Consider the following 19,622-nt stretch of genomic DNA (forward strand, 5'->3'; position numbering starts at 1 on the left):
CAACATGGTCGCATTGATCATTTTGTTGATCATTTTGCCATAAAGCATCGCTAATTCGATGCTTTTAACGCTGCAAAGTGACACTCCCCCACTTCATAATATGGCCAACAATCTTCAAAGACGGCTGAACTGGCGGCCCCAACCCCCTGAAAAACGAGGTTTTCGCAATGGAAGTCAATCGCGCTCTTTTTGATGACGTCATGGTGCCCAACTACGCCCCGCCCGAAGTCATTCCGGTTCGTGGCAAAGGCTCCCGCGTCTGGGATCAGGAAGGCCGCGAGTTCATCGACTTCGCCGGCGGTATTGCGGTGAGCTGCCTGGGCCACTGTCATCCGGCGCCGGTCAGGGCCCTGCAGGAGCAAAGCGAGCGAGTCTGGCACCTGGCCAACGTGATGACCAACGAACCGGCCCTGCGCCTGGCTAAAAAGCTGACCGACGCCACCTTTGCCGAGCGCGTCTACTTCGCCAATTCCGGCACCGAAGCCAACGAAGCGGCCCTCAAGCTGGCCCGTCGCTGGGCGTTCAACGAGTACGGCGAAGACAAAAGCGACATCATTTCCTTCGAACGCAGCTTCCACGGCCGCACCTTCTTCGCGGTGAGCGTAGGTGGGCAGAAGGTCTATTCCGACGGTTTCGGCCCCAAGCCGGGCGCCATCCATCACGCCGTCTATAACGACCTGGCCAGCCTGGAGGCGGTCATTTCCGACAAGACCTGCGCCGTGATGATGGAGCCGCTGCAGGGCGAAGGCGGCATCATCGACGCCGACCCCGAGTTCATCCGGGGCGTGCGGCAGCTGTGCGACAAGCACAACGCCCTGCTGATCTTCGACGAAGTCCAGACCGGCGTGGGCCGCACAGGCCACCTCTACGCCTACATGGACAGCGGCGTCACCCCGGACATCCTGACCACCGCCAAGGCCCTGGGCGCCGGCTTCCCCATTGGCGCGATGCTGACCACCGCCGCCATTGCCAGCCACCTGAAACCCGGCACCCACGGTTCCACCTACGGCGGCAACCCGCTGGCCTGTGCCGTGGCCGAAGCCACGTTCGATACGGTCAACGACCTGACCCTGCTGGCCGGTGTGCGCAAGCGCCACGACCTGTTCAAGGCTGGCCTGGCGTCGATCAACGCCCGCTACGGCATTTTCAAGGAGGTTCGCGGCAAAGGCCTGCTGATCGGCGCGGAACTGGTGGACGAGCACGCCGGACGCGCCAAAGAGATCCTGCAGGCGGCGATGAGCGAGGGGCTGCTGTGCCTGGTGGCCGGCGCCAACGTCGTGCGCTTCACGCCGTCCCTGCTGATTCCGGAAGCCGACATCGAAGAAGGTCTGAACCGCTTCGAGGCGGCCATCGACAAGCTGTTCGGCCAGGTGGCGAAAGCCGGCTGAAGCGACGCGGAGGACGCACCATGATCATTCGCCCGATTGAGCACAGGGATCTGCCGGCCTTGCAGGCGATTGCGAAGGAATCCGGCCCTGGCTTCACCTCACTGGTGGACGACCGGGATTTCCTGGTGCAGAAGATCCAGCATTCCATCGACAGCTTCGCTGCCGAGGTGTCGGCGCCCGGCGACGAGGGCTACCTGTTCGTGCTGGAAGATCCCGACTCCGGCGAGGTGATCGGCACCACCGGCATCGAAGCAAGTGTCGGCCTGAACAGCCCGCTGTACCATTATCACAAGAGTCAGGTGGTGCATCATTCCCGTGAACTGGGCCTGTTCAAGCGGGTGGACGTGCTCAACATGTGCAACCACTACACCGGTTGTTCGGAGATCTGCACCCTCTATCTGCGCCCGCAGTTCCGCCGCCCCAACGCCGGCAAACTGCTCTCCAAGGTGCGCTTCCTGTTCATGGCCCAGCATCCGGAGCGCTTTGCCGACACCGTCATCGCCGAGATGCGCGGTGTCTCCTGCGAAAACGGCGAATCGCCCTTCTGGAACTGGCTGCGCCACCATTTTGTGGACCTGGAGTTCGGTCAGGTGACGCAGCTGGTGGGCGCCGGCAACAACGGCTTCATCGCCGAGCTGATGCCCAAGTACCCGCTCTACACGCACTTGCTGAGCCCCGAGGCCCAGTCCGTGATTGGCCAGGTTCATGACAAGACCCGGCCGGCACTGAAGATGCTTGAGGCGGAAGGCTTTCGCCACAAGGGCTATGTCGACCTGTTCGACGCAGGCCCGACCGTGGAGGCCGAACGCGACCGGATCCACAGCGTAGCGGATTCCGTCGCCTGTCGCGTCCAGGTGATCGAGGACGGCACCTCCGCCTTCAAGCCCCGGGCGGATCAAAGCAGTCAGGCGTTCCTCATTGCCAACGCCGACGTGCGGAGCTTCCGTGCCACCGTGACCGACCAGGCCAGCTACCTGCCACAGCATGACCTGCTACAACTACCGTCAGCACTCGCCGAATCCCTGGGGCTGCGCGATGGTGGCAACGCGCGTTTCATCCCGATGGCGGTGGCTGCCAACCGCGGCCTGCCCAGTACCGACAGCGCGACCACCACTTCGCAGTCCCAACAGCAACAGGAGCTCAAGTATGCACTCTGACCGCGATACCCTTTTCGAGAATCTGTGGAACAACTACCGCGAAGTGACCCCGAAAGCGGAGGAGATCCATCGCATCCTCGGCGGTACCCAGGGCAGCGAGATCGTCAACGACCACATCGCCCTGCGCACGTTCAACCTGGACAGGGTAAACCTGGACAAGCTGGCCGCCCATTTCCTGGCCCTGGGCTACAAAGAAGGTGGCGAGTACCACTTCGAGGCCAAGAAACTCTACGCCAGGCACTTCGAGCACGAAGACCCGACCGCCCCCAAGGTGTTCATTTCCGAGCTGCTGGTTGAGAAGTTCTCGCCGGGGCTGCAAAAGGCCGTGCACGAGATGGTGGAGCAGGTGGACGAGAACGCCGTCAGCGGCGACGACTTCCTGTATTCGGGCACCCACTGGCAGGTGGATTACGCTACCTACAAGCAACTGCTGGATGAGAGCGAGTACGCCGCCTGGATGTCGGCCTGGGGCTATCGCGCCAACCATTTCACCGTCAGCGTGAATCAGCTCAAGCAGTTCAGAACATTGGAGGAAGTGAACCAGCTTCTGAAAGACGAGGGCTACACCCTCAACAGCTCGGGCGGGGAGATCAAGGGATCGCCGGAAGAGCTGCTGGAGCAGTCCTCGACCATGGCGGACAGAGTGGAGGTATCCTTCCGGGACCAGAAGGCAACGATCCCCAGCTGCTTCTACGAGTTCGCCCTGCGCTACCCCAAGCCGGATGGCCAACTCTATTCCGGCTTTGTGGCCGCATCGGCCGACAAGATCTTCGAGAGCACCGACGCCGGGATGTGATCGTCAGCACAGCTGCCGGGAGCGGATACGAAAAATGGGGCCAACAGATGGCCCCATTTTCGTCTGTGGCGCCCGAGTGATCAGGCTTTGCGGCGACGGGTCGCGCCGAGGCCTGCCAGCCCCAGACCCAGCAGCGCCAGGGTGGCCGGTTCCGGAACGGAGGTTGCGGACATGCTGGCGATTGAGAAATCGCTCTGGTTGTTACAGCTGCCCGCGCCGCAATCGCTGGAAGCCAGCGCCTCATAGGACAGCGAGGACAGCACTTCGGTACCGAACAGCGCGCCCAGGTCCACGGTCGCAGCCGCACCAGCGACCGCCTCGGTGGCGCCGAGGATCAGGCTGTTGCTGAGCACACCGTCAATGAACAGCTCAAGCACCAGATCGTTGGTGCTGGTATAGGTGTTCTGGATGGTGGCCGTGCTGGAACCGCCGCCCAGGAAGGTCGCGGTCAGACTGGCCACTTCTTCGTAGTCACCGTGTTCCGGGCCGTCGAACAGGAAGGCCAGTGTCGTGCCTTCAAAGGTGAAGCCCGTGTCGGATGACGCGGTAACACTTTGTCCAACATCGATTTCATTGCCGCCAGCGCCCGTGCTAACACCGGCACCGGTCACACCGTCAACGGTTTTCAGACCCAGTGAACCGCCGCTCGCGGTAAAGCTGATACCACCGGCCGACCCAGACACGATATCCGATGCGCTGATCTCGGCGGCCGACAGATCGGCGGCCCAGAGACCGGAACACATCAACGCAACTGCTAGGGATGCACGCAACTTCATGATTCTTACTCCTTCCTTGAAAGAAATTCCCCTGGCTCAATGCGAAACCGGTGCCATGTCCTCAGGCCACTGTTTTCACTGGGTTTTAAGGATGAAACACAGATGCACTGTAAATAAAGCCGACGCCGCTGATAGCCACGAGCCGGTCGAAAACCGCTATACCGACGCCAACAGGTCAGCGTCCCAGTGGATCAGCAACGGCTCCCTTCCCCTTGTCGTCCAAGGTCTACCGGGGCAATACTGGGAAAAGAAAGAGGTTTGTTCGTATACCTGAGCAGGACCTGGAGCGTCTCCAGGCGACCCGGGAGAGACTGTTAACCTGGGTTAACACCTGATTAGAATTTCGACAGGGCAGGCATGACGGGACGACGACCGCGCTGGATTGAAGGAGCGCTTTGCCCGCTGGAAGCGCCACGTTTTCTGTGCGACGAGATGCTGCGGGGCTTCGGCCAATGGCTGCGCGTGGCCGGCTACGACACCACTTCCCCCGCCAGCGGCACTCAGGATCGGGACGTGCTGGGCACCGCCATCCGCGAGAACCGCTGGCTGATCACCCGGGATCGGGAACTTGAGCTGCACCGCAACGCCCCGCACTACGTGCTGTTGCTTGAATCCAACGGTATGGATGCGAATTTCCGCGAACTGACCCGCCGACTGAACCTGAACTGGCTGCACGACCCGTTCTCCCGCTGCAAACGCTGCAATACGCCGCTGCGAGCCGGTCAACTGCCGGGTAACGACCTGGAGGAAGCCGGTGACCGTCGAGTCTTTTGCCACTGTCCCGGGTGCCGACATGTCTACTGGGAAGGCAGCCACGTGCGACGCATGCGGGCACGCCTGCTGAGTTTTAACCGCTGGCGCACGCCCACCCGCTTCCTGCCCGGCAACAGCCCGCTGGCGGACTACCCAACGAGCTGACGCCGGTCAGTCGTCGGCGCCAATGGAACGGATCACGCGGCAGGGATTGCCGGCGGCAAAGACGTCGGCAGGAATGTCCCCGGTAACAACGCTGCCTGCCCCGATGACGGAACGCGCGCCGATGGACACTCCGGGACAGATGATGGCACCGCCGCCCACCCAGACGTCGTCATCGATGGCGACCGGCTTGCCGGACTCCAGGCCCGTGCGGCGCTCGGCGGCAGAGAGAGGATGTGTCGCGGTGTAGATCTGCACCGCCGGGCCGAACAGCACGTGATTGCCGATGGTCACCGGGCAGACGTCCAGCACGACACAGTTGAAGTTGAAGAAAACGTCACGCCCCAGCGTGATGTGGCTGCCGTAGTCGCAGTAGAACGGCGGCTCGATCCAGACGCCCTCGCCGGCCGATCCGATCAACTCGCCAATGAGGCGGGTCCGCTCAGCCTGCTGGTCCGGTGAGCTGGCATTGAGGGCCCGGGTCAGCAGGCGGGCGCGGCGCTGATCCGCCATCAGCTCCGGGTCCTTGGCGTTGTACAGCTCGCCCGCCAGCATTTTTTGTTTTTCCGTGGGGCTCTTGGTCATCGTGACCTCCTGGTCCGGTTGGCAACGTCAATCGGGCCAGTCTAGCAGGACGGGACATCCTAGGCAGACGTTTTGGACAACACCCCGAATCCGGACACACGCCGCTCCACCGCTTCAAAGGATGTGATCCGGTGGTGATCGCGATCCCACAGGTTATTGCGCAAGGCTTTGGGCACATCGCGCAGGGTAATCCGCGTGACGTCCGCAAACAGGTGGGCATAGGCCCGATGACACTCGGCCAGCCGGTAGTTCGGAATCGACGCCGACAGGTGGTGGACGTGATGGTAGGCGATATCGGCGGTGAACCAGTTCAGCCAGCCCGGCAGGACCAGGAAGCTGGTGCCTTCGACGGCGGCCCGGCTGTAATCCCAGTTGGACTCGTCCGCCGCCCAGGAATCCTCGAAGTTGTGCTGCACCGTAAACAGAATGATCCCGCCAGCACCGGACAGCGACAGACTGGTCAGATAGATGACGACGAAGACCAACGGCCCGACCGCCGCGCACATAAGCGCCCAGAGGCTCAGCAGCACCAGGTTGTTGGCGGTCATGTGCCGGTAGTCCTTCCAGGTCTTCCAGTAACGTGGCTGGAACTCACCGGCGATCGAGCGCATCGACCGCGTCGGCTGGCGCAGTTTGCCGCGCAGGATAAAGGCAAGCAGCGCCAGGCTGCCTTTAAGCCAGGTGTAGCGCGGGTTGAATATCAGGTAGAGGAAGCCACCCAGCGGCGCCACGGCAATGTGACGCATCAGGCGGTAGCGGGTCTGCTGGGCCGGTGTCAGCGCGTTGAATTCATCCAGCGACAGCGTCGCCAGCGGACCACGGTACTGATCCCAGTTCCCGTTGGTGGCATGGTGGAAAGCGTGATTCTTCGACCACACGTACTGCGGCATGCCGCAAACCACGCCGAGCAGGAATCCGGCGCGCCGGTTGTAGGCGACCTTATCGAACAGCGCGTTATGGCCGCAGTCATGCATCAGTACGAAGACGCGGAGCAGGAACAGGCACAGAACCGCAATACACACGGCCGTCAGCCACCAGGAAATGGCGACGCTTTCAACAGCCAGATACCAGACCAGACCATACGGAACCAGGGTGGTAAGTAGTTGCCAGAGGGCAATGGCATTACTTTTGGCGGAAAAACGCGCAATGATTTCTTTCTTCTTATCGGCTAACGCCTGTAGATCGGACATGATTGATGTACTGCTTGTGAACCCAAACTTTCCCTCCAAACGGCACCATTCCCAAGTTGGCGCGCAGCCGTTCCCTTCCATGGACGGCCAGGACGGCCCGTCCATCGACCATACGATCAACAGAAACCGGCAAGCCCTTACACCGTTGGCCTCGCTGTTATCGTCATTTTGAATGTGCAGGCGGGACAGACGGTGAGATGCGCCAAACTAACACGTCACTATGGCAATAGATACGAAATACAATAACTTATTTGGAAACGCTTTGTTTCTGTGTGATGGGCAGCAACCCGCTACGCCGTCGATAGCACCGCCACTGATCCAGCCGTACCGGGCAAGCGGCCACCCGTGACACCTCCACAATGCCTGGACTTTTCGGCAACCGGATTCAGTCACCGCGCTGGTATATCGCGGTCTCCCGGTAATGCCGATCGACGTCCAGATCCTCCACCGTCTCCACCGCTTCGATGACGTCGATATAGGCCGAAGGAAAACCATGCTCCCGGGCGCCGGCCAGAACGTGCTGCTTGTACCAGCCGTAGGGCCGGTAACCCGCGTCAATGTCGGAGGCCACGTAGAGCCAGACCCTCCGTCGGCTTGCGTCGCCGAGTTCGACAACCACCTGCTTCTCGTCATAGCCATGGCCCAGGCCTTCAATCCGATCCAGCACCCGCTTGCCTTCGTCCGACACGTCATAGATCACACCCAGGACACGATCTCCCCTATCGCCGGTGTATAACGCATCACACTTCCCGGATCCGTCACGACGGCTGACCTTGTGAAAACACAGGCGGTGCTCCGGCAGGCTGGCCACCGCGACCGGTTCGGCCTCGGGAACCCTGGCCTGCAACCGGGCGCGAGACAGGTTGGAGCCATAGGCAAAATAGAACATCGTGCGTTTCTCCCATCGTTATCAATAAGGATCGTTATCAATGCAGGTTTTCAACATGGCGTCTTCAATGCGGCTTTCTCAATAAAGGCTTTCGGTACCGCGCCCGCCATATCGGGAGCCGATTGCGCAATTTTGTCCAAGCGTCGCCCCCGCTCCGGCGTTACAGTATGGATGAAACGGGCCAGTCTCCCATGAGGGAGACAGCCCATGAGCAGACCGGCGTCCAGGGGAAGAACGGTGAGTGTAAGGGTGGAACAGGACAGCCAATTTCGCTTCATCCGGAGCCAGCATCTGCCGGAAGTGACCGCGCTGCAGGCAAAGATGGACGGGTTTACCTACGACAAGCACGCCCACGAGGAATACGCGTTTGGCGTGACCCTCAGCGGTAGCCAGGATTTCTTCAGCAACGGTAGCTTCCACCGCAGCCCTCCGGGCAAAGTGATCCAGCTCAGTCCGGACGAGGTGCATGACGGCCACTCCGGCGGCGACGACCCGCTGAGCTATGTCATGCTGTACATCCACCCGGGGCAGATCGAGCCGCTGATGACAGACGCCGCCGGACGCACGCGCATCGGCGACATCCACTTTAACGAGACGCTGCTTGACGACCCGCTGCTGCGCGACCAGATCATCGGACTGGTGCGCCTGATCGCCGACAACGTGGGCAGTCGCATCGAGCAGGAACACGCCCTGTTCCAGATCGCCTCGCGTATGGTGCAACGTGTCGGCTCGTTCGAGATGGACGCCGTGTCCAGGCGCCCCGACGTGTTGCTGGAACGGGCGAAGGACTTTATCCACGACTGCATCGATGCCGACCTGTCTCTGGAAGACATCAGTGCAGCGGCCCACCTCTCGAAGTACCACTTCCTGCGGCTGTTCCGGCGCCAGTTCGGCATCACCCCGCACCAGTACGTGATCAACTGCCGCATCAACGCCGCCCGCTCGGCGCTGGAGGCCGGCGAGTCGGTCAACGATGTCGTCCACCGTTACGGGTTTTCCGACCTGAGCCACTTCAACCGACGCTTCAAGCGCATCTATGGCATGACGCCGACGAGCTACCAGCAAAGCATTGGCGCCTGACGCCAACGTCACACGACGACCTTTTCAGGAAACCACCATGATCGAGATCCTCGCCTACGCCATAGGCGTGATGTACACGCCTGGGCCTGTGAATCTGCTCGGCCTGAACGCGGGCATCCACGGCCAGTTCCGCAGCTCCGCCGGCTTTTACGTCGGCGTCGGCAGCGCCATGCTGATCCTGTTCCTCGGCTTCGGCCTGCTTGGCGGGGCGCTGGTGCACAGCAGGAGCCTGGTGTTCGTCAGCCTGGCCGGCTGCGGCTACATCGCCTACCTGGCCTTCAAGATACTCAGGGCCAGTGTCGACATCCGCACCGAAGCCAGCGCCAATGCCCTGCGCTTCCGTGACGGGCTGTTTATCCAGCTCCTCAATCCCAAGGGCATCGTCGCCACCCTGCCCATCGCCACCATCCAGTTTCCCGGCGCCGGCATTTACGGCCCGGCGGTGGTGGGCTGGTCCTGCGTCCTGGCGGTGCTGGCCGTGGGCGCTCCCGGCAGCTACGCCCTATTCGGCAAACTGCTGGGTCCACGCGTCGGCAGCCCGGTGTTCTTTCGCTGGTTTAACCGGGTGATGGCGGTGTTGTTGCTCTACGTGGCGGGCTCTATCGGCGTGGAATACGTCTGGCCGGAGTTGGCCGGCTGATCCACTCAGATCAGCCGATAATGCTGCAACAGATACAACCCCGCCATAATCGTGGCCACCGAGAGTACCGTGGAAATGGCGATGATGTTGGCGGCCAGCTTGTCGTCGCTGCCAGCGGCCCGCGCCATGACGTAGCTGACGGCGGCGGTGGGACTGGCCAGGAACAGGTAGAGCATGCCCAGGTCCCGGCCTTCAAAGCCCACCAGCCAGGCCAGGACGGTGAAGAGCACCGGACTCCAGAGCACCTTGATCAGGCTGGCGCTGATGGCCGGGCGCCCCGAGTCCAGCAGTGCGCCCAATGACAGCGAGCCGCCGATACAGACCAACGCCAGCGGCAGCGTCATGGATGCCAGGTAGTCGCCGGACACCATGATCCACTGGGGCAGCGTCACGCCCGCCCAGGAAGCCAGCAGTCCCGCCAGGACGCTGAGAATCAGCGGATTCCGGGTCAGGTTGATGACCACCGACCGCAGGTTGGTCTCAAACGTGGGGCTGTAGATGCCCAGCACCACCACCGACAGGACGTTGAACAACACAATGCCAATACCGGCAATCACACCGCCGGTGGACAGGCCATAGTCACCGTAGTAGCTGGCCGCCAGCGCCAGGCCGACGATGCCGCAGTTGCCCCGGAACGCCCCCTGCACGTAGACGCCGCGATCGGAACGCGGCACCGAGCGCATGGACCAGAACCAGGAGGCGGCGAACGTCAGCATGGTGGCGAGGTAGAAATAGCCGATCAGCTTCGGCTGAAACGCGGTACGCAGGTCAGCACGCAGAATCGAGAAGAATAACAGCGTGGGCATCAGCACCCGGAAGCTGAGATTCGAGGCGGTGCCGATAAAGGCATCGTCAATCAGCTGCAACCGTCGCAGGACCAGCCCCGCCAGCAGCATGGCGAACACCGGCCCGGTGACGGTGAAAACCTGGGCGAAGAGATCCGTCTGCATCGTTCAGCCTACACCGGTGAGAGCAGCGGACGCCCTGCGAAGTGGGCCTTCACATTGTCCACCACCCGCTGCGCCATGGCATTCCGGGTTTCCACGGTGGCACTGCCGTTGTGGGGCTGGAGCACCACGTTGTCCATGGCGAACAGGGCTTCCGGCGCGTTGGGCTCGTCGGCGAACACGTCCAGCCCGGCGCCGGCAATCTCGCCTTCCTGGAGTGCTCGGACCAGGGCCGCTTCATCCACCACCGATCCCCGGCCGATGTTGACGAGATAGCCGTCCGGGCCCAACGCCCGCAACACGTCCGGCCCCACCAGGTGTCGCGTGGCTTCGCCCCCGGGCAGCACGATCATCAGGAAATCGACCTCCCCTGCCAGGGTTTCCAGATCGGCATACCAGGGATAGTCGACATTCGACTGCTCGCGCCGGCCGTAGTAGGCCACCTCGATACCGAACACCTCCGCCCGCCGGGCGATGGTTTTGCCAATGCGCCCCAGCCCGGCAATGCCGAGCGTCTTGCCACGGACACAGCGACTGAGCGGCATATTGCCCTCGCGCTGCCAACGGCCTTCCCGCACCCAGCGGTCGCCCGCCACCAGGCGTCGGACGGTGGCCAGCAGAAGCATCATCGCCATGTCCGCCACATCGTCGTTGAGAACGTCCGGCGTGTTCGCCACCAGCACGCCGCGATCGTGGCAGGCCGCGACACAGAGTCCGTCCGTGCCGACGCCCTGGGAGGACACCAGCTCCAGGTTCGGCAACCGGGCGAGCAGGTCTTCGCTGAAGCCCGCGCTGTTGCCGGTCACCACCGCGCGAATCCGCGGGCCGACGTCGGTCAGCAGTGCGTCGGGATCCTCGGCCAGGTCCATTCGGTGCAGTGTAAAGTGTCGCTCCAGCTCGGCCATTTGTGGCGCGCCGCTGGCAGCAACAATGAGAACGTCCGGTTTTTCCATCACGCTATCCCTCGCGGTTCAGGGCGGTCTGGACGGATGTCCAGAGACACGCCCCACAACGAAAAAGGCCCCGCGGACGCAGGGCAAGGAGAGGATCGTCTACGCCGGGCGTCGGCAAGCGACACCCGGCCTGTCTCCATCGACGGAGTTCAGGATCAACGCTGGTCCTGGCCGTCCACCAGCCGGCGGATCGACAACGGGTTGCCGTCCCGGATCGCCTCGGGCAGCAGCGCCTCGGGCAGATCCTGGTAGCAGACCGGACGCACGAACCGCTGGATCGCGGCAGAACCCACCGAGGTGGTGCGGCTGTCGGACGTGGCCGGGTAAGGTCCGCCGTGAACCATGGCGTGGCACACTTCGACGCCAGTCGGGTAGCCGTTACAGAGGATCCGGCCCGCCTTACGCTCCAGCACCGGCAGCAGTTGGCGGGCGGCATCGATATCGCCGTCGTCCAGCTGCAAGGTCGCAGTCAGCTGGCCTTCCAGATGCTCGGCGACGCGGGCGAAGTCGTCCGCACTCTTGCAGGTCACCACCAGCGAGGTGGAACCAAAGACCTCGGCGGACAGGCTCTCATCGGCGATAAAGTTATCCGCCGTGGTGACGAACAGCCCGGCCTGGCACTGGTTGGGCTGATCACTGCCCTGACCACGCGCGGCCTCCGTCACGCGGCCATTGCCGCTGAGCTGATCGACGCCCTTGCTGTAGGCCTGATGGATACCCGGTGTGAGCATGGTCTGGGTGCCGGCGTCTTTCAGAGTGGCGGAGGCCTTCTCCAGGAAACGGTCGAAGTCGTCGCCTTCCACAGCGAACACCAGCCCCGGGTTGGTGCAGAACTGGCCGGCGCCCATCAGCAGAGATCCAACGAGGCCTTCGGCAATGCTCTCGCCACGGGCCTTCATGGCTTCCGGCATCAGGAAGACCGGGTTGATGCTGCTCATTTCCGCGTACACCGGAATCGGCTCGGGGCGATTGGCGGCGATATTCATCAACGCCGTACCACCGGAACGCGAACCGGTGAAACCGACCGCCTTGATCTGCGGGTGCGCCACCAATGCCTGGCCCACTACGTTACCGGATCCAAAGATCAGCGAGAAAACGCCCTCGTGCAGCTCACACTTGGCCACGGCTTTTTGCAGGGCACGACCGACCAGCTCCGAGGTACCCGGGTGGGCCGAGTGGGCCTTGACGATCACCGGGCAGCCAGCCGCCAGCGCCGAGGCGGTGTCGCCACCGGCCACGGAAAAGGCCAGCGGGAAGTTGCTGGCGCCGAAAACGGCAACGGGGCCCAGCGGGATGTTGCGCATACGCAGGTCCGCCCGCGGCAGCGGCTGGCGGTCCGGCATGGCCGGGTCGATGCGGGCGTCCAGGTAGTTGCCGGCGCGAACCACCGAGGCAAACAGACGCAGCTGGTTCATGGTGCGGCCGCGCTCGCCCTCGATGCGGGCACGGGGCAGACCGCTTTCCGCCATGGCGCGCTCGACCAGCTCGTCCCCCAGCGCGAGGATTTCGTCGGCACAAGTCTCCAGGAACACGGCCCGGGCCTCCGGGCTGGTGTCGCGGTAGCTGGCAAACGCCGCGCGGGCCAGCTCGGCGGCGCTATTCACATCCGCTTCGGTGCCGCCGTTGAAGGCCGGCTCAAGTTTCTCGTCCGTCGCCGGGTTGATGGCCTGGATCGGGCCGTTGGTACCTTTTACGGCGCGCGCGCCGATGAGCATTTCGCCAAGAATAGTCATGTGTCTCTCCGTTAACGAGTGTCCGCACTCCGGGCAAGCCGGAGCCACGTTCATTCAGGCCAGAAGACTGAGAACGACCAGCGGTTCAGGTTCGGTGGTTACTCGAATGCCTGACTGGTCCGGTATTTCTCGTAGAGGTGATAGGCACGGTAGAGGTGCGTATGCATCGCCTTTCTGGCCGCTTCGGGCTGTCTCGATTGGATGGCGTCGAAGATCTCGCGATGCTCCTGCCGCACCCGGTCCAGATACTGCTCGGTGGCCGGGTGATCGAGACTGGTATTGACGATCTTGGCTCTGGGGATGATGTTCTTGTTGAACTGCTCGTAGAACTGCCGGAAAAACGGGTTCTTGGTGGCGTTGGCGATGCCCAGGTGGAAAGCCAGGTCCTCGTCCCGCGCCAGTTCCCCTTTTTCCAGCGCCCGGTCGAAGCGATCCAGGCACTGTTCGAGCTGTTCGAGGTCCTGATCGTCCCGGCGCAGCGCGGCGAATTCCGCCGCCTGGGTCTCGACACTGAGACGCAGTTCCAGGATGTTCAGGATGTCCTCAACGGCCGTCGGATTGATGGTATAGGCGTACAACGTTTCCGCCGGCTGGCTGCGGATGACCGTGGTCCCCACGCCGCGCCGCGTCTCGACCAGGCCCAGCGACTTGAGCTGGGTGATCGCCTCGCGCACCACCGTGCGGCTGACCTCGAACATGTCGCACAGCTTGCTCTCGGTGGGCAGTTTCTCGCCCACGGGAATCTGTCCCTGGGTGATCATCTGCTCCAGTTGTGACGCGACATGTGCGCCAAGGCTGCCCGTGCGTTTGACGGGTTGAACCTTGAGGGTGCTTCCGGTGGTGCCCATTTTTGTTGTGTCCATCATCAATTCAGTTCGGCCGAGTTACATTATCCCAAGAGCGGATCAGCGAACAAGCGCGGGACGCTTGGGGTCGAATGTCCAGCCGGGAATCAGGTACTGCATGGCCATGGCATCGTCGCGCTGGCCCAGGCTGAGGGACTTGAACAGGGCGTGGCCCTGCTCCAGTTTCTCCCGGTCCAGATCGATGCCCAGCCCCGGCCGGTCGGGAATGGTGAGTTTGCCGTCGCGGATCTTCAGCGGGTCACGGGTGAGCCGCTGTCCGTCCTGCCAGATCCAGTGCGTGTCGATGGCCGTGATCTCGCCCGGGCAAGCAGCCGCCACGTGCGTCATCATCGCCAGCGAGATGTCGAAGTGGTTGTTGGAATGCGATCCCCAGGTCATGCCCCACTCGTTGCACAGTTCACCCACGGCGACCGCCCCCTGCATGGTCCAGAAGTGGCAGTCCGCCAGCGGAATATCCACGGAATCCAGGCGCACCGCGTTACGCAACTGCTGCCAGTCGGTGGCGATCATGTTGGTCGCCGTTCGCAGCCCGGTCTGGCGGCGGAACTCGCTCATGGTTTCACGGCCGGACCAGGCACCCTCGGCGCCGCAGGGGTCTTCGGCATAGCTGAGCATGTGCTTGACCGGCGTCAGGTATTCGATGGCCTGCTTGAGCGTCCAGGCGCCGTTGGGATCGAGGGTCAGGCGCGCTTCCGGGAAAGCGTCGTAGAGTGCGGCGATGCACTCCGCTTCCTGATGACCGTCCAGCACCCCGCCCTTGAGCTTGAAGTCGCGGAAGCCATAACGCTCGTAGGCCGCCTTGGCCAGCCTGGCCACCGCGTCCGGCGTCAGGGCTTCGCGGGTGCGGACGCGGTCCCACTCATCCTGCGGGTTCTCGCAGGTCGGATACGGCAGATCCGTCTTGTCGGGATCGCCGAGCAGGAACAGGTAGCCCAGGGCCTCGACCTGGTCGCGCTGACGGCCGTACTGGCCCAGCAACTCCACCACCGGCAGGCCCATGTTCTGGCCGGCCAGGTCCAGCAACGCCGACTCGATGCCAGTGATCACGTGGACCGCCACCCGGAGGTCGAAGGTCTGGTTGCCGCGCACATCATCGGACTGCCCGGAGATGGCGTCACGCACGCGGCTGATGATCGCCTTGTAGCGCCCGACCGACTGCCCTTCCACCAGCTCGCGACAGGCTTCCAGCGTACGGACGATGGCATCGGTGGCCGGGATTTCGCCCAGGCCGATGTTGCCGTCGTTGTCTTCCAGGACCACCACCGTCCGGATAAACCAGGGGGCGTGGCCACCGCTGAGGTTCAGCAGAAAGCTGTCGTAGCCCGCCACCGGAACCACCGACATTTTCTTGATTGTTGTAAACATCGTTCTACCTCGCTCGGTTGGGGGCGGATACTTCCACGCCCCGGAATCGCTGCGGTCAGCGGTTGTTGCTGATGATCGCCGCCAGGGCTTCGCGGTCTGTCGGCGTGGGCATCGTCAGCGGCGCGCGTACGTCACCGGCCGGCTGGCCCACGATGTCTGTACCGGCCTTGATCAGGCTGACGGCATAGCCCTTCTTACGGTCGCGCAGGCGGCAGAAGGGAATAAAGAAATCCCGGATGATCGCCTGCACGGTGGCCGAGTCACCGCCCCGCAGCGCCCGGTAGAACTTCATCGCCATCTCCGGCATGAAGTTGTACACGGCGGACGAGTAGGTGTTCACGCCGATCGAGAGGTAGGCCTCGGCAATGATCTCGGCGGTCGGTACGCCGCCGATGTAAACCAGACGATCGCCGACGGTCTTGATGGTGTCGTTCAGGGCCGCCATGTTGCCGACCCCGTCCTTGAGACCGATCATGTTGGGACAGGCGGCCGCCAGGGCCTTCACGTTGTCGGCATCCAGGATACCGTTGGCGCGGTTGTAGTAGATGACCTGCAGGGACGTGCTGTCGATGACCGCACGGGCGTATTCCACGATGCCTTCCGTCGGGCATTCGGTCAGGTACGGCGGCATCAGCAGGATACCGTCGCAACCCGCCTCCTCCGCGGCCTGGCAGAAACGCTGGGCCTCCGGCACGCTGCGGCCGGCGCTGGCAATGACCGGCACCCGGCCGTCCACCACCTCTACCGCGACCCGGACGATCTCGCGGTACTCCTCCAGCGACAGGGAGAAGAACTCCCCGGTGCCGCCAGCGACGAACACGCTGGACACCCCCTGCTGCACGAAGCGCTCAATGCGTTCGCGATAGGTGTCGGCATTGAAGCGGCCGCTGGCGTCCAGGTCGGTGACCGGGAACGACAGCAGGCCGTCGCTCAGCGACTGTCGGATACGTTCTACAGAAAGCGTCATGGTTGTCAGTCCTCATTGTCCATGTTGTTTCGGTTCGCAGCGGTTCGGGCTCTGGCCGGGGACTGAGTGACCTGTTTATATGACATCATACAACAGGACATCCTCTCTTCAAGTCAGCCTCGTCCAGCCAGCCCGCTCCCGGGCGCGCCAAAGTCAGGGAGCTATAAGCCACTCAGGCGTGAGCGGCTTTGCCCCGGTGTTTCGAGTTTTGCCAGTAAGTGAAAATCAGGAACGCCACAGCGATGCCGATGAAAGCCAGGCTGATCGGCCGGGATACCAGCACGGACCAGTCCCCGCCGGACAGCAACAGCGCACGTCTCAGGTTGGATTCGGCGATCGGCCCCAGAATCAGGCCCAGGATCACGGGTGCGGTGCCAAAGCCGTACTTGTTCAGGAAGAAGCCCAGTACACCAAAGCCCAGCATCAGGTAGACGTTGAAGATGTCGCCATCCACCGCGTACACGCCGATGACGCAGAACACGAGGATCATGGCCATCAGGATCTTGCGCGGCACCTGCAGCACCTTGACGAACATCCGGATGCCGAACCACTGGATCAGCAGCATGAACACGTTGGCCACCAGGAAGGCGATAAAGATCCCGTAGATGATCGGCGCCTGGTCGGTGAACAGGGTCGGTCCGGGCTGGATCCCCTGGATCATCAGACCACCCATCAGCACCGCCGTGGCCGCTTCACCGGGCACCCCGAGGGTCAGCATGGGAATCAGCGCGCCGCCCACCAGCGAATTATTGGACGACTCGGACGCCACGATGCCTTCGTGGTGGCCGGTGCCAAACTTCTCCGGCGTCTTCGACATCTTCTTGGCCTGATCGTAGGACAGGAAAGACGCGATGCTGCCACCGGCGCCAGGGATTGCCCCGACAATCACGCCGATGATCGAACTGGAACCGAGCACCTTCCAGCTGCGGAAGACTTCCAGCCAACGTGGGGCGGCCTTGTCCATACACACATCGGAACGCTGCGCCGCCTTCGCCTTGAAGTAGTCCACCACGTCCGTCAGCACCTGGGACACGGCGAACAGCCCGATCAGCGCCGGCAGCAGGCTGATGCCGGTGAGCAGCGAGAAATTGCCGTAGGTGAAACGGGTCACACCCGCCACAGGATCCGTGCCCACGGTCGCCAGCAGCAGACCGATCAGGCCGGCAATGATGCCTTTCATCAGCGTTTTCGCCACGGAGGCGATGATCACCAGCCCGAAAATGCTCAGGGCGAAATATTCCGCCGGACCGAACTGCAGCGCGAAATCCGCGATGGGCGGCGCCAGCAGGCTCAGCACGATCGCGCTGAAAATGCCGCCGAAGAAGGACGCCACGATGGCAATCCCCAGGGCCCGGCCGGCTTCGCCACGGCGCGCCATCGGGAACGCATCCAGCGTGGTGGCCACGGACGACGGCGTGCCTGGAATATTCAGCAGCGTAGCGGACACCGAGCCACCGGCAATCGCGCCGCACAGGGTGCCCAGCAGCATGCCCATGCCCATCACCGGCGGCATGCCGAAGGTCAGGGGCAACAGCAGCGCAATGGCCATGGCCGCCGTCAGTCCCGGCAGCGCCCCCATGATCAGGCCAAGCAGCGTGCCGCCGGCAATGGCCAGGAGAACGTAGAACTGGAAGACCAGTCCCAGGGCGTCGAGATACTGTCCCATGATTACACCCCCATCGCGCCCAGGGTGGGCAGAACCAGCCCAAACCCTTTGCTGAAGAGAAGGAAGATGGCCACGGACACCACCGCAGAGAATCCGACCAGCATGCCGGCACTTCGCGGCGTGATACGCTGGCGCTCACCGGCGCTCAGCAGCATCAGCGTGGCCACCACGGCAACGATCAGCAGGGCCGTGGAGATCACGTAGCCCAGCGGCTCCAGCACCAGTGAGTAGACCACCAGCTCCGCCAGCACGATCAACCAGCCCAGTACCGCGCCCCGGGTATCTCCGCCTTCATCGGGTTTTGCCTCATGCCGCACCTTGAGGAGCGTGCGAAACAGCGACACGCCCAGGAAGATCAGCAACAGGGTACAGATAGCCTTGGGGAAGAAAGCCGGCGCCAGACTGCCGCCGGCTGCGCTGCCACGAATCCCGAAGGCTTCGTAGAGCGCGAATCCCGCAAAGCCCATCAGCACCGCAGTAAAAACGGCTTCACCAACAGACCTGCTCATAAGTCACCCGTTATTGCTTGACCGACTCGGCAATGGGAATCATCAGTTCCGCATTGTCCTTGATGAAGGCGTCCAGCTCGTCGCCGTACAGCGGCTTGATATCCGTGCCGCCGTTCTTGGCCGCTTGCCGGAACTGCGGATCCTGGACGGCTTTCTTGATGGCCGTGACCCACTGTTCCTCGATGGCCGGATCCAGTCCCTTCGGAGCGGCGATACCGCGCCACTGGTTCAGCTCCATGTCGAAGCCCAGTTCTTTCATGGTCGGTACTTCCGGCATGGCGCTACTGCGCTCACCACCGGTGGAGACAATGGCCGTCAGCTTGCCGGACTCCACCGCCGACATGATCTCGGACGGGTTCAGCACGACCGCATCGACATGACCACCCATGGCCGCTGACACCGCCGCGGAACCGCCATCAAACGGAATGAACTGGAAGTCCATGCCCAGCTCGCGCCCCAGCGCCACAGACGTCACATGAGTCGAAGAACCCACGCCGGAGAAGCCCACCGACAGCTTGTCGCCGGACGCCTGCAGGTCCTCCTTCAGGGATTCGAAGTCGGTCCACTGATCGTTGTCACGTACCGCCAGGACGTAGGGCATCACGGTGACACGGGCGATGTATTCAAAGTCGTTGTAGGAGAAACCGACGTTGCCCAACCCTTCCAGAGTGAAGTTGGCGTTGTTGGGGGTGGTGACGGTGTAACCGTCAGGACGGGACGTCACAGCACGGGAGTAGCCCACGGCACCGCCACCGCCGGAGATGTTGCGAACGACCAGGGTGCCGCCGAGCGCGTCTTCCAGAGCCGGCTGGATGGAACGGACGAAGGTATCAGAGCCGCCACCCGGGCCATAGGGTACGATGAACTCAATGTTTTTCTCGGGGTAACCATCATCTGCCTGCACCAGGGCCGGAACGGTGGCGCTGGCAAGCGCAACGGACAATGCGATGATTGTTTTTTTCATATCAAACCTCGTTAACGTCTTGAATTTGTTGTCGTGACCGAGTGTTTTGCTTTCCGGCGAGTGCGTCGCCTTCCAGATTGTCATGCCCACATCCGGCGAGGAAGGGGCGCGATGGCAGGCCAATATCGTATCTGGCCGGACCATAACCTGTGTTTACTTTCCGAGCACCTCCTGCCCTGTTTCATTCACCGCGACGTTCACGTGACGGTTGCTTGAAGTTCGTACTACGTCATACA

At 62.7% G+C, this 19,622-nt stretch carries 19 protein-coding genes; 6 read left to right on the forward strand and 13 right to left on the reverse strand.

From position 1 onward, the window contains the following. Positions 1–167 precede the first annotated feature (167 nt). Genes GQB00_RS05815 through GQB00_RS05825 form a run of 3 tightly spaced genes read left to right on the forward strand, consistent with a single transcriptional unit; the run spans position 168 to position 3,341 of the window. Positions 168–1,388: an aspartate aminotransferase family protein gene (locus GQB00_RS05815; RefSeq protein WP_165855526.1), complete on the forward strand. Its 1,221-nt coding sequence runs from the start codon at positions 168–170 to the stop codon at positions 1,386–1,388. 20 nt (positions 1,389–1,408) lie between these two features. Continuing rightward, on the forward strand, positions 1,409–2,545 hold the full coding sequence (astA, locus tag GQB00_RS05820; RefSeq protein ID WP_165855527.1) for an arginine N-succinyltransferase: 1,137 nt from the start codon (positions 1,409–1,411) through the stop codon (positions 2,543–2,545). Beyond that, positions 2,535–3,341, forward strand: a complete 807-nt coding sequence (locus tag GQB00_RS05825; protein WP_165855528.1) for a DUF1338 domain-containing protein — start codon at positions 2,535–2,537, stop codon at positions 3,339–3,341. Before astA ends, GQB00_RS05825 begins: the two co-directional genes overlap by 11 nt. 80 nt (positions 3,342–3,421) lie before the next feature. Here GQB00_RS05825 and GQB00_RS21825 read toward each other — a convergent pair whose 3' ends face one another. Next, positions 3,422–4,117: a PEP-CTERM sorting domain-containing protein gene (locus GQB00_RS21825; RefSeq protein ID WP_111495620.1), complete on the reverse strand. Its 696-nt coding sequence runs from the start codon at positions 4,115–4,117 to the stop codon at positions 3,422–3,424. Between the two features lie 357 nt (positions 4,118–4,474). On the opposite strand from GQB00_RS21825, the gene GQB00_RS05835 reads away from it, so the two are divergent. Beyond that, on the forward strand, positions 4,475–5,035 hold the full coding sequence (locus GQB00_RS05835) for a DUF5615 family PIN-like protein (protein WP_165855529.1): 561 nt from the start codon (positions 4,475–4,477) through the stop codon (positions 5,033–5,035). A gap of 6 nt (positions 5,036–5,041) precedes the next feature. On the opposite strand, the gene GQB00_RS05840 is transcribed toward GQB00_RS05835, so the two are convergent. From GQB00_RS05840 to GQB00_RS05850, 3 genes are all read right to left on the reverse strand, one after another. Continuing rightward, on the reverse strand, positions 5,042–5,617 hold the full coding sequence (locus GQB00_RS05840; protein ID WP_165855530.1) for a sugar O-acetyltransferase: 576 nt from the start codon (positions 5,615–5,617) through the stop codon (positions 5,042–5,044). A 59-nt stretch (positions 5,618–5,676) separates the two neighbouring features. Continuing rightward, a complete protein-coding gene (locus tag GQB00_RS05845) occupies positions 5,677–6,807 on the reverse strand; it encodes a fatty acid desaturase (RefSeq protein ID WP_165855531.1) in 1,131 nt (376 codons plus the stop codon). Between the two features lie 385 nt (positions 6,808–7,192). Next, positions 7,193–7,696: a gamma-glutamylcyclotransferase family protein gene (locus GQB00_RS05850; protein ID WP_165855532.1), complete on the reverse strand. Its 504-nt coding sequence runs from the start codon at positions 7,694–7,696 to the stop codon at positions 7,193–7,195. A gap of 207 nt (positions 7,697–7,903) precedes the next feature. Here GQB00_RS05850 and GQB00_RS05855 point away from each other — a divergent pair, with 207 nt between their 5' ends. Continuing rightward, positions 7,904–8,776 carry a helix-turn-helix transcriptional regulator gene (locus GQB00_RS05855; protein WP_207950618.1) on the forward strand — a complete coding sequence of 291 codons (873 nt, stop codon included), beginning with the start codon at positions 7,904–7,906 and terminating at the stop codon, positions 8,774–8,776. Between the two features lie 37 nt (positions 8,777–8,813). After that, positions 8,814–9,416: a LysE family translocator gene (locus GQB00_RS05860; protein WP_165855533.1), complete on the forward strand. Its 603-nt coding sequence runs from the start codon at positions 8,814–8,816 to the stop codon at positions 9,414–9,416. A 5-nt stretch (positions 9,417–9,421) separates the two neighbouring features. On the opposite strand, the gene GQB00_RS05865 is transcribed toward GQB00_RS05860, so the two are convergent. The 9 genes from GQB00_RS05865 to GQB00_RS05905 form a co-directional block, all read right to left on the reverse strand. After that, entirely contained in the window at positions 9,422–10,366 is a 945-nt protein-coding gene (locus tag GQB00_RS05865) for an AEC family transporter (protein ID WP_165855534.1), read from the reverse strand. An 8-nt stretch (positions 10,367–10,374) separates the two neighbouring features. Further along, positions 10,375–11,316 carry a 2-hydroxyacid dehydrogenase gene (locus tag GQB00_RS05870; RefSeq protein WP_165855535.1) on the reverse strand — a complete coding sequence of 314 codons (942 nt, stop codon included), beginning with the start codon at positions 11,314–11,316 and terminating at the stop codon, positions 10,375–10,377. 155 nt (positions 11,317–11,471) lie between these two features. After that, positions 11,472–13,049 (reverse strand): aldehyde dehydrogenase (NADP(+)), encoded by a 1,578-nt coding sequence (locus GQB00_RS05875; protein WP_165855536.1) that lies wholly within the window; start codon positions 13,047–13,049, stop codon positions 11,472–11,474. Between the two features lie 98 nt (positions 13,050–13,147). Further along, positions 13,148–13,912: a FadR/GntR family transcriptional regulator gene (locus tag GQB00_RS05880; protein WP_228160527.1), complete on the reverse strand. Its 765-nt coding sequence runs from the start codon at positions 13,910–13,912 to the stop codon at positions 13,148–13,150. Positions 13,913–13,954: 42 nt separating this feature from the next. Further along, complete coding sequence (locus tag GQB00_RS05885; RefSeq protein WP_111495598.1) at positions 13,955–15,280, reverse strand: enolase C-terminal domain-like protein; 1,326 nt, start codon at positions 15,278–15,280, stop codon at positions 13,955–13,957. A gap of 55 nt (positions 15,281–15,335) precedes the next feature. Beyond that, the gene (gene kdgD / locus GQB00_RS05890; RefSeq protein WP_165855537.1) at positions 15,336–16,247 is read right to left on the reverse strand and encodes a 5-dehydro-4-deoxyglucarate dehydratase; all 912 of its coding nucleotides are present in this window, start codon (positions 16,245–16,247) and stop codon (positions 15,336–15,338) included. A 172-nt stretch (positions 16,248–16,419) separates the two neighbouring features. Further along, positions 16,420–17,913, reverse strand: a complete 1,494-nt coding sequence (locus tag GQB00_RS05895; protein WP_162628772.1) for a tripartite tricarboxylate transporter permease — start codon at positions 17,911–17,913, stop codon at positions 16,420–16,422. Between the two features lie 2 nt (positions 17,914–17,915). Next, positions 17,916–18,422: a tripartite tricarboxylate transporter TctB family protein gene (locus GQB00_RS05900; RefSeq protein WP_111495592.1), complete on the reverse strand. Its 507-nt coding sequence runs from the start codon at positions 18,420–18,422 to the stop codon at positions 17,916–17,918. A 10-nt stretch (positions 18,423–18,432) separates the two neighbouring features. Continuing rightward, the gene (locus GQB00_RS05905) at positions 18,433–19,386 is read right to left on the reverse strand and encodes a Bug family tripartite tricarboxylate transporter substrate binding protein (protein ID WP_165855538.1); all 954 of its coding nucleotides are present in this window, start codon (positions 19,384–19,386) and stop codon (positions 18,433–18,435) included. Positions 19,387–19,622: the final 236 nt, after the last annotated feature.

The sequence above is a fragment of the Marinobacter sp. JSM 1782161 genome, assembly GCF_011421605.1.
GTDB lineage: Bacteria > Pseudomonadota > Gammaproteobacteria > Pseudomonadales > Oleiphilaceae > Marinobacter_A > Marinobacter_A bohaiensis.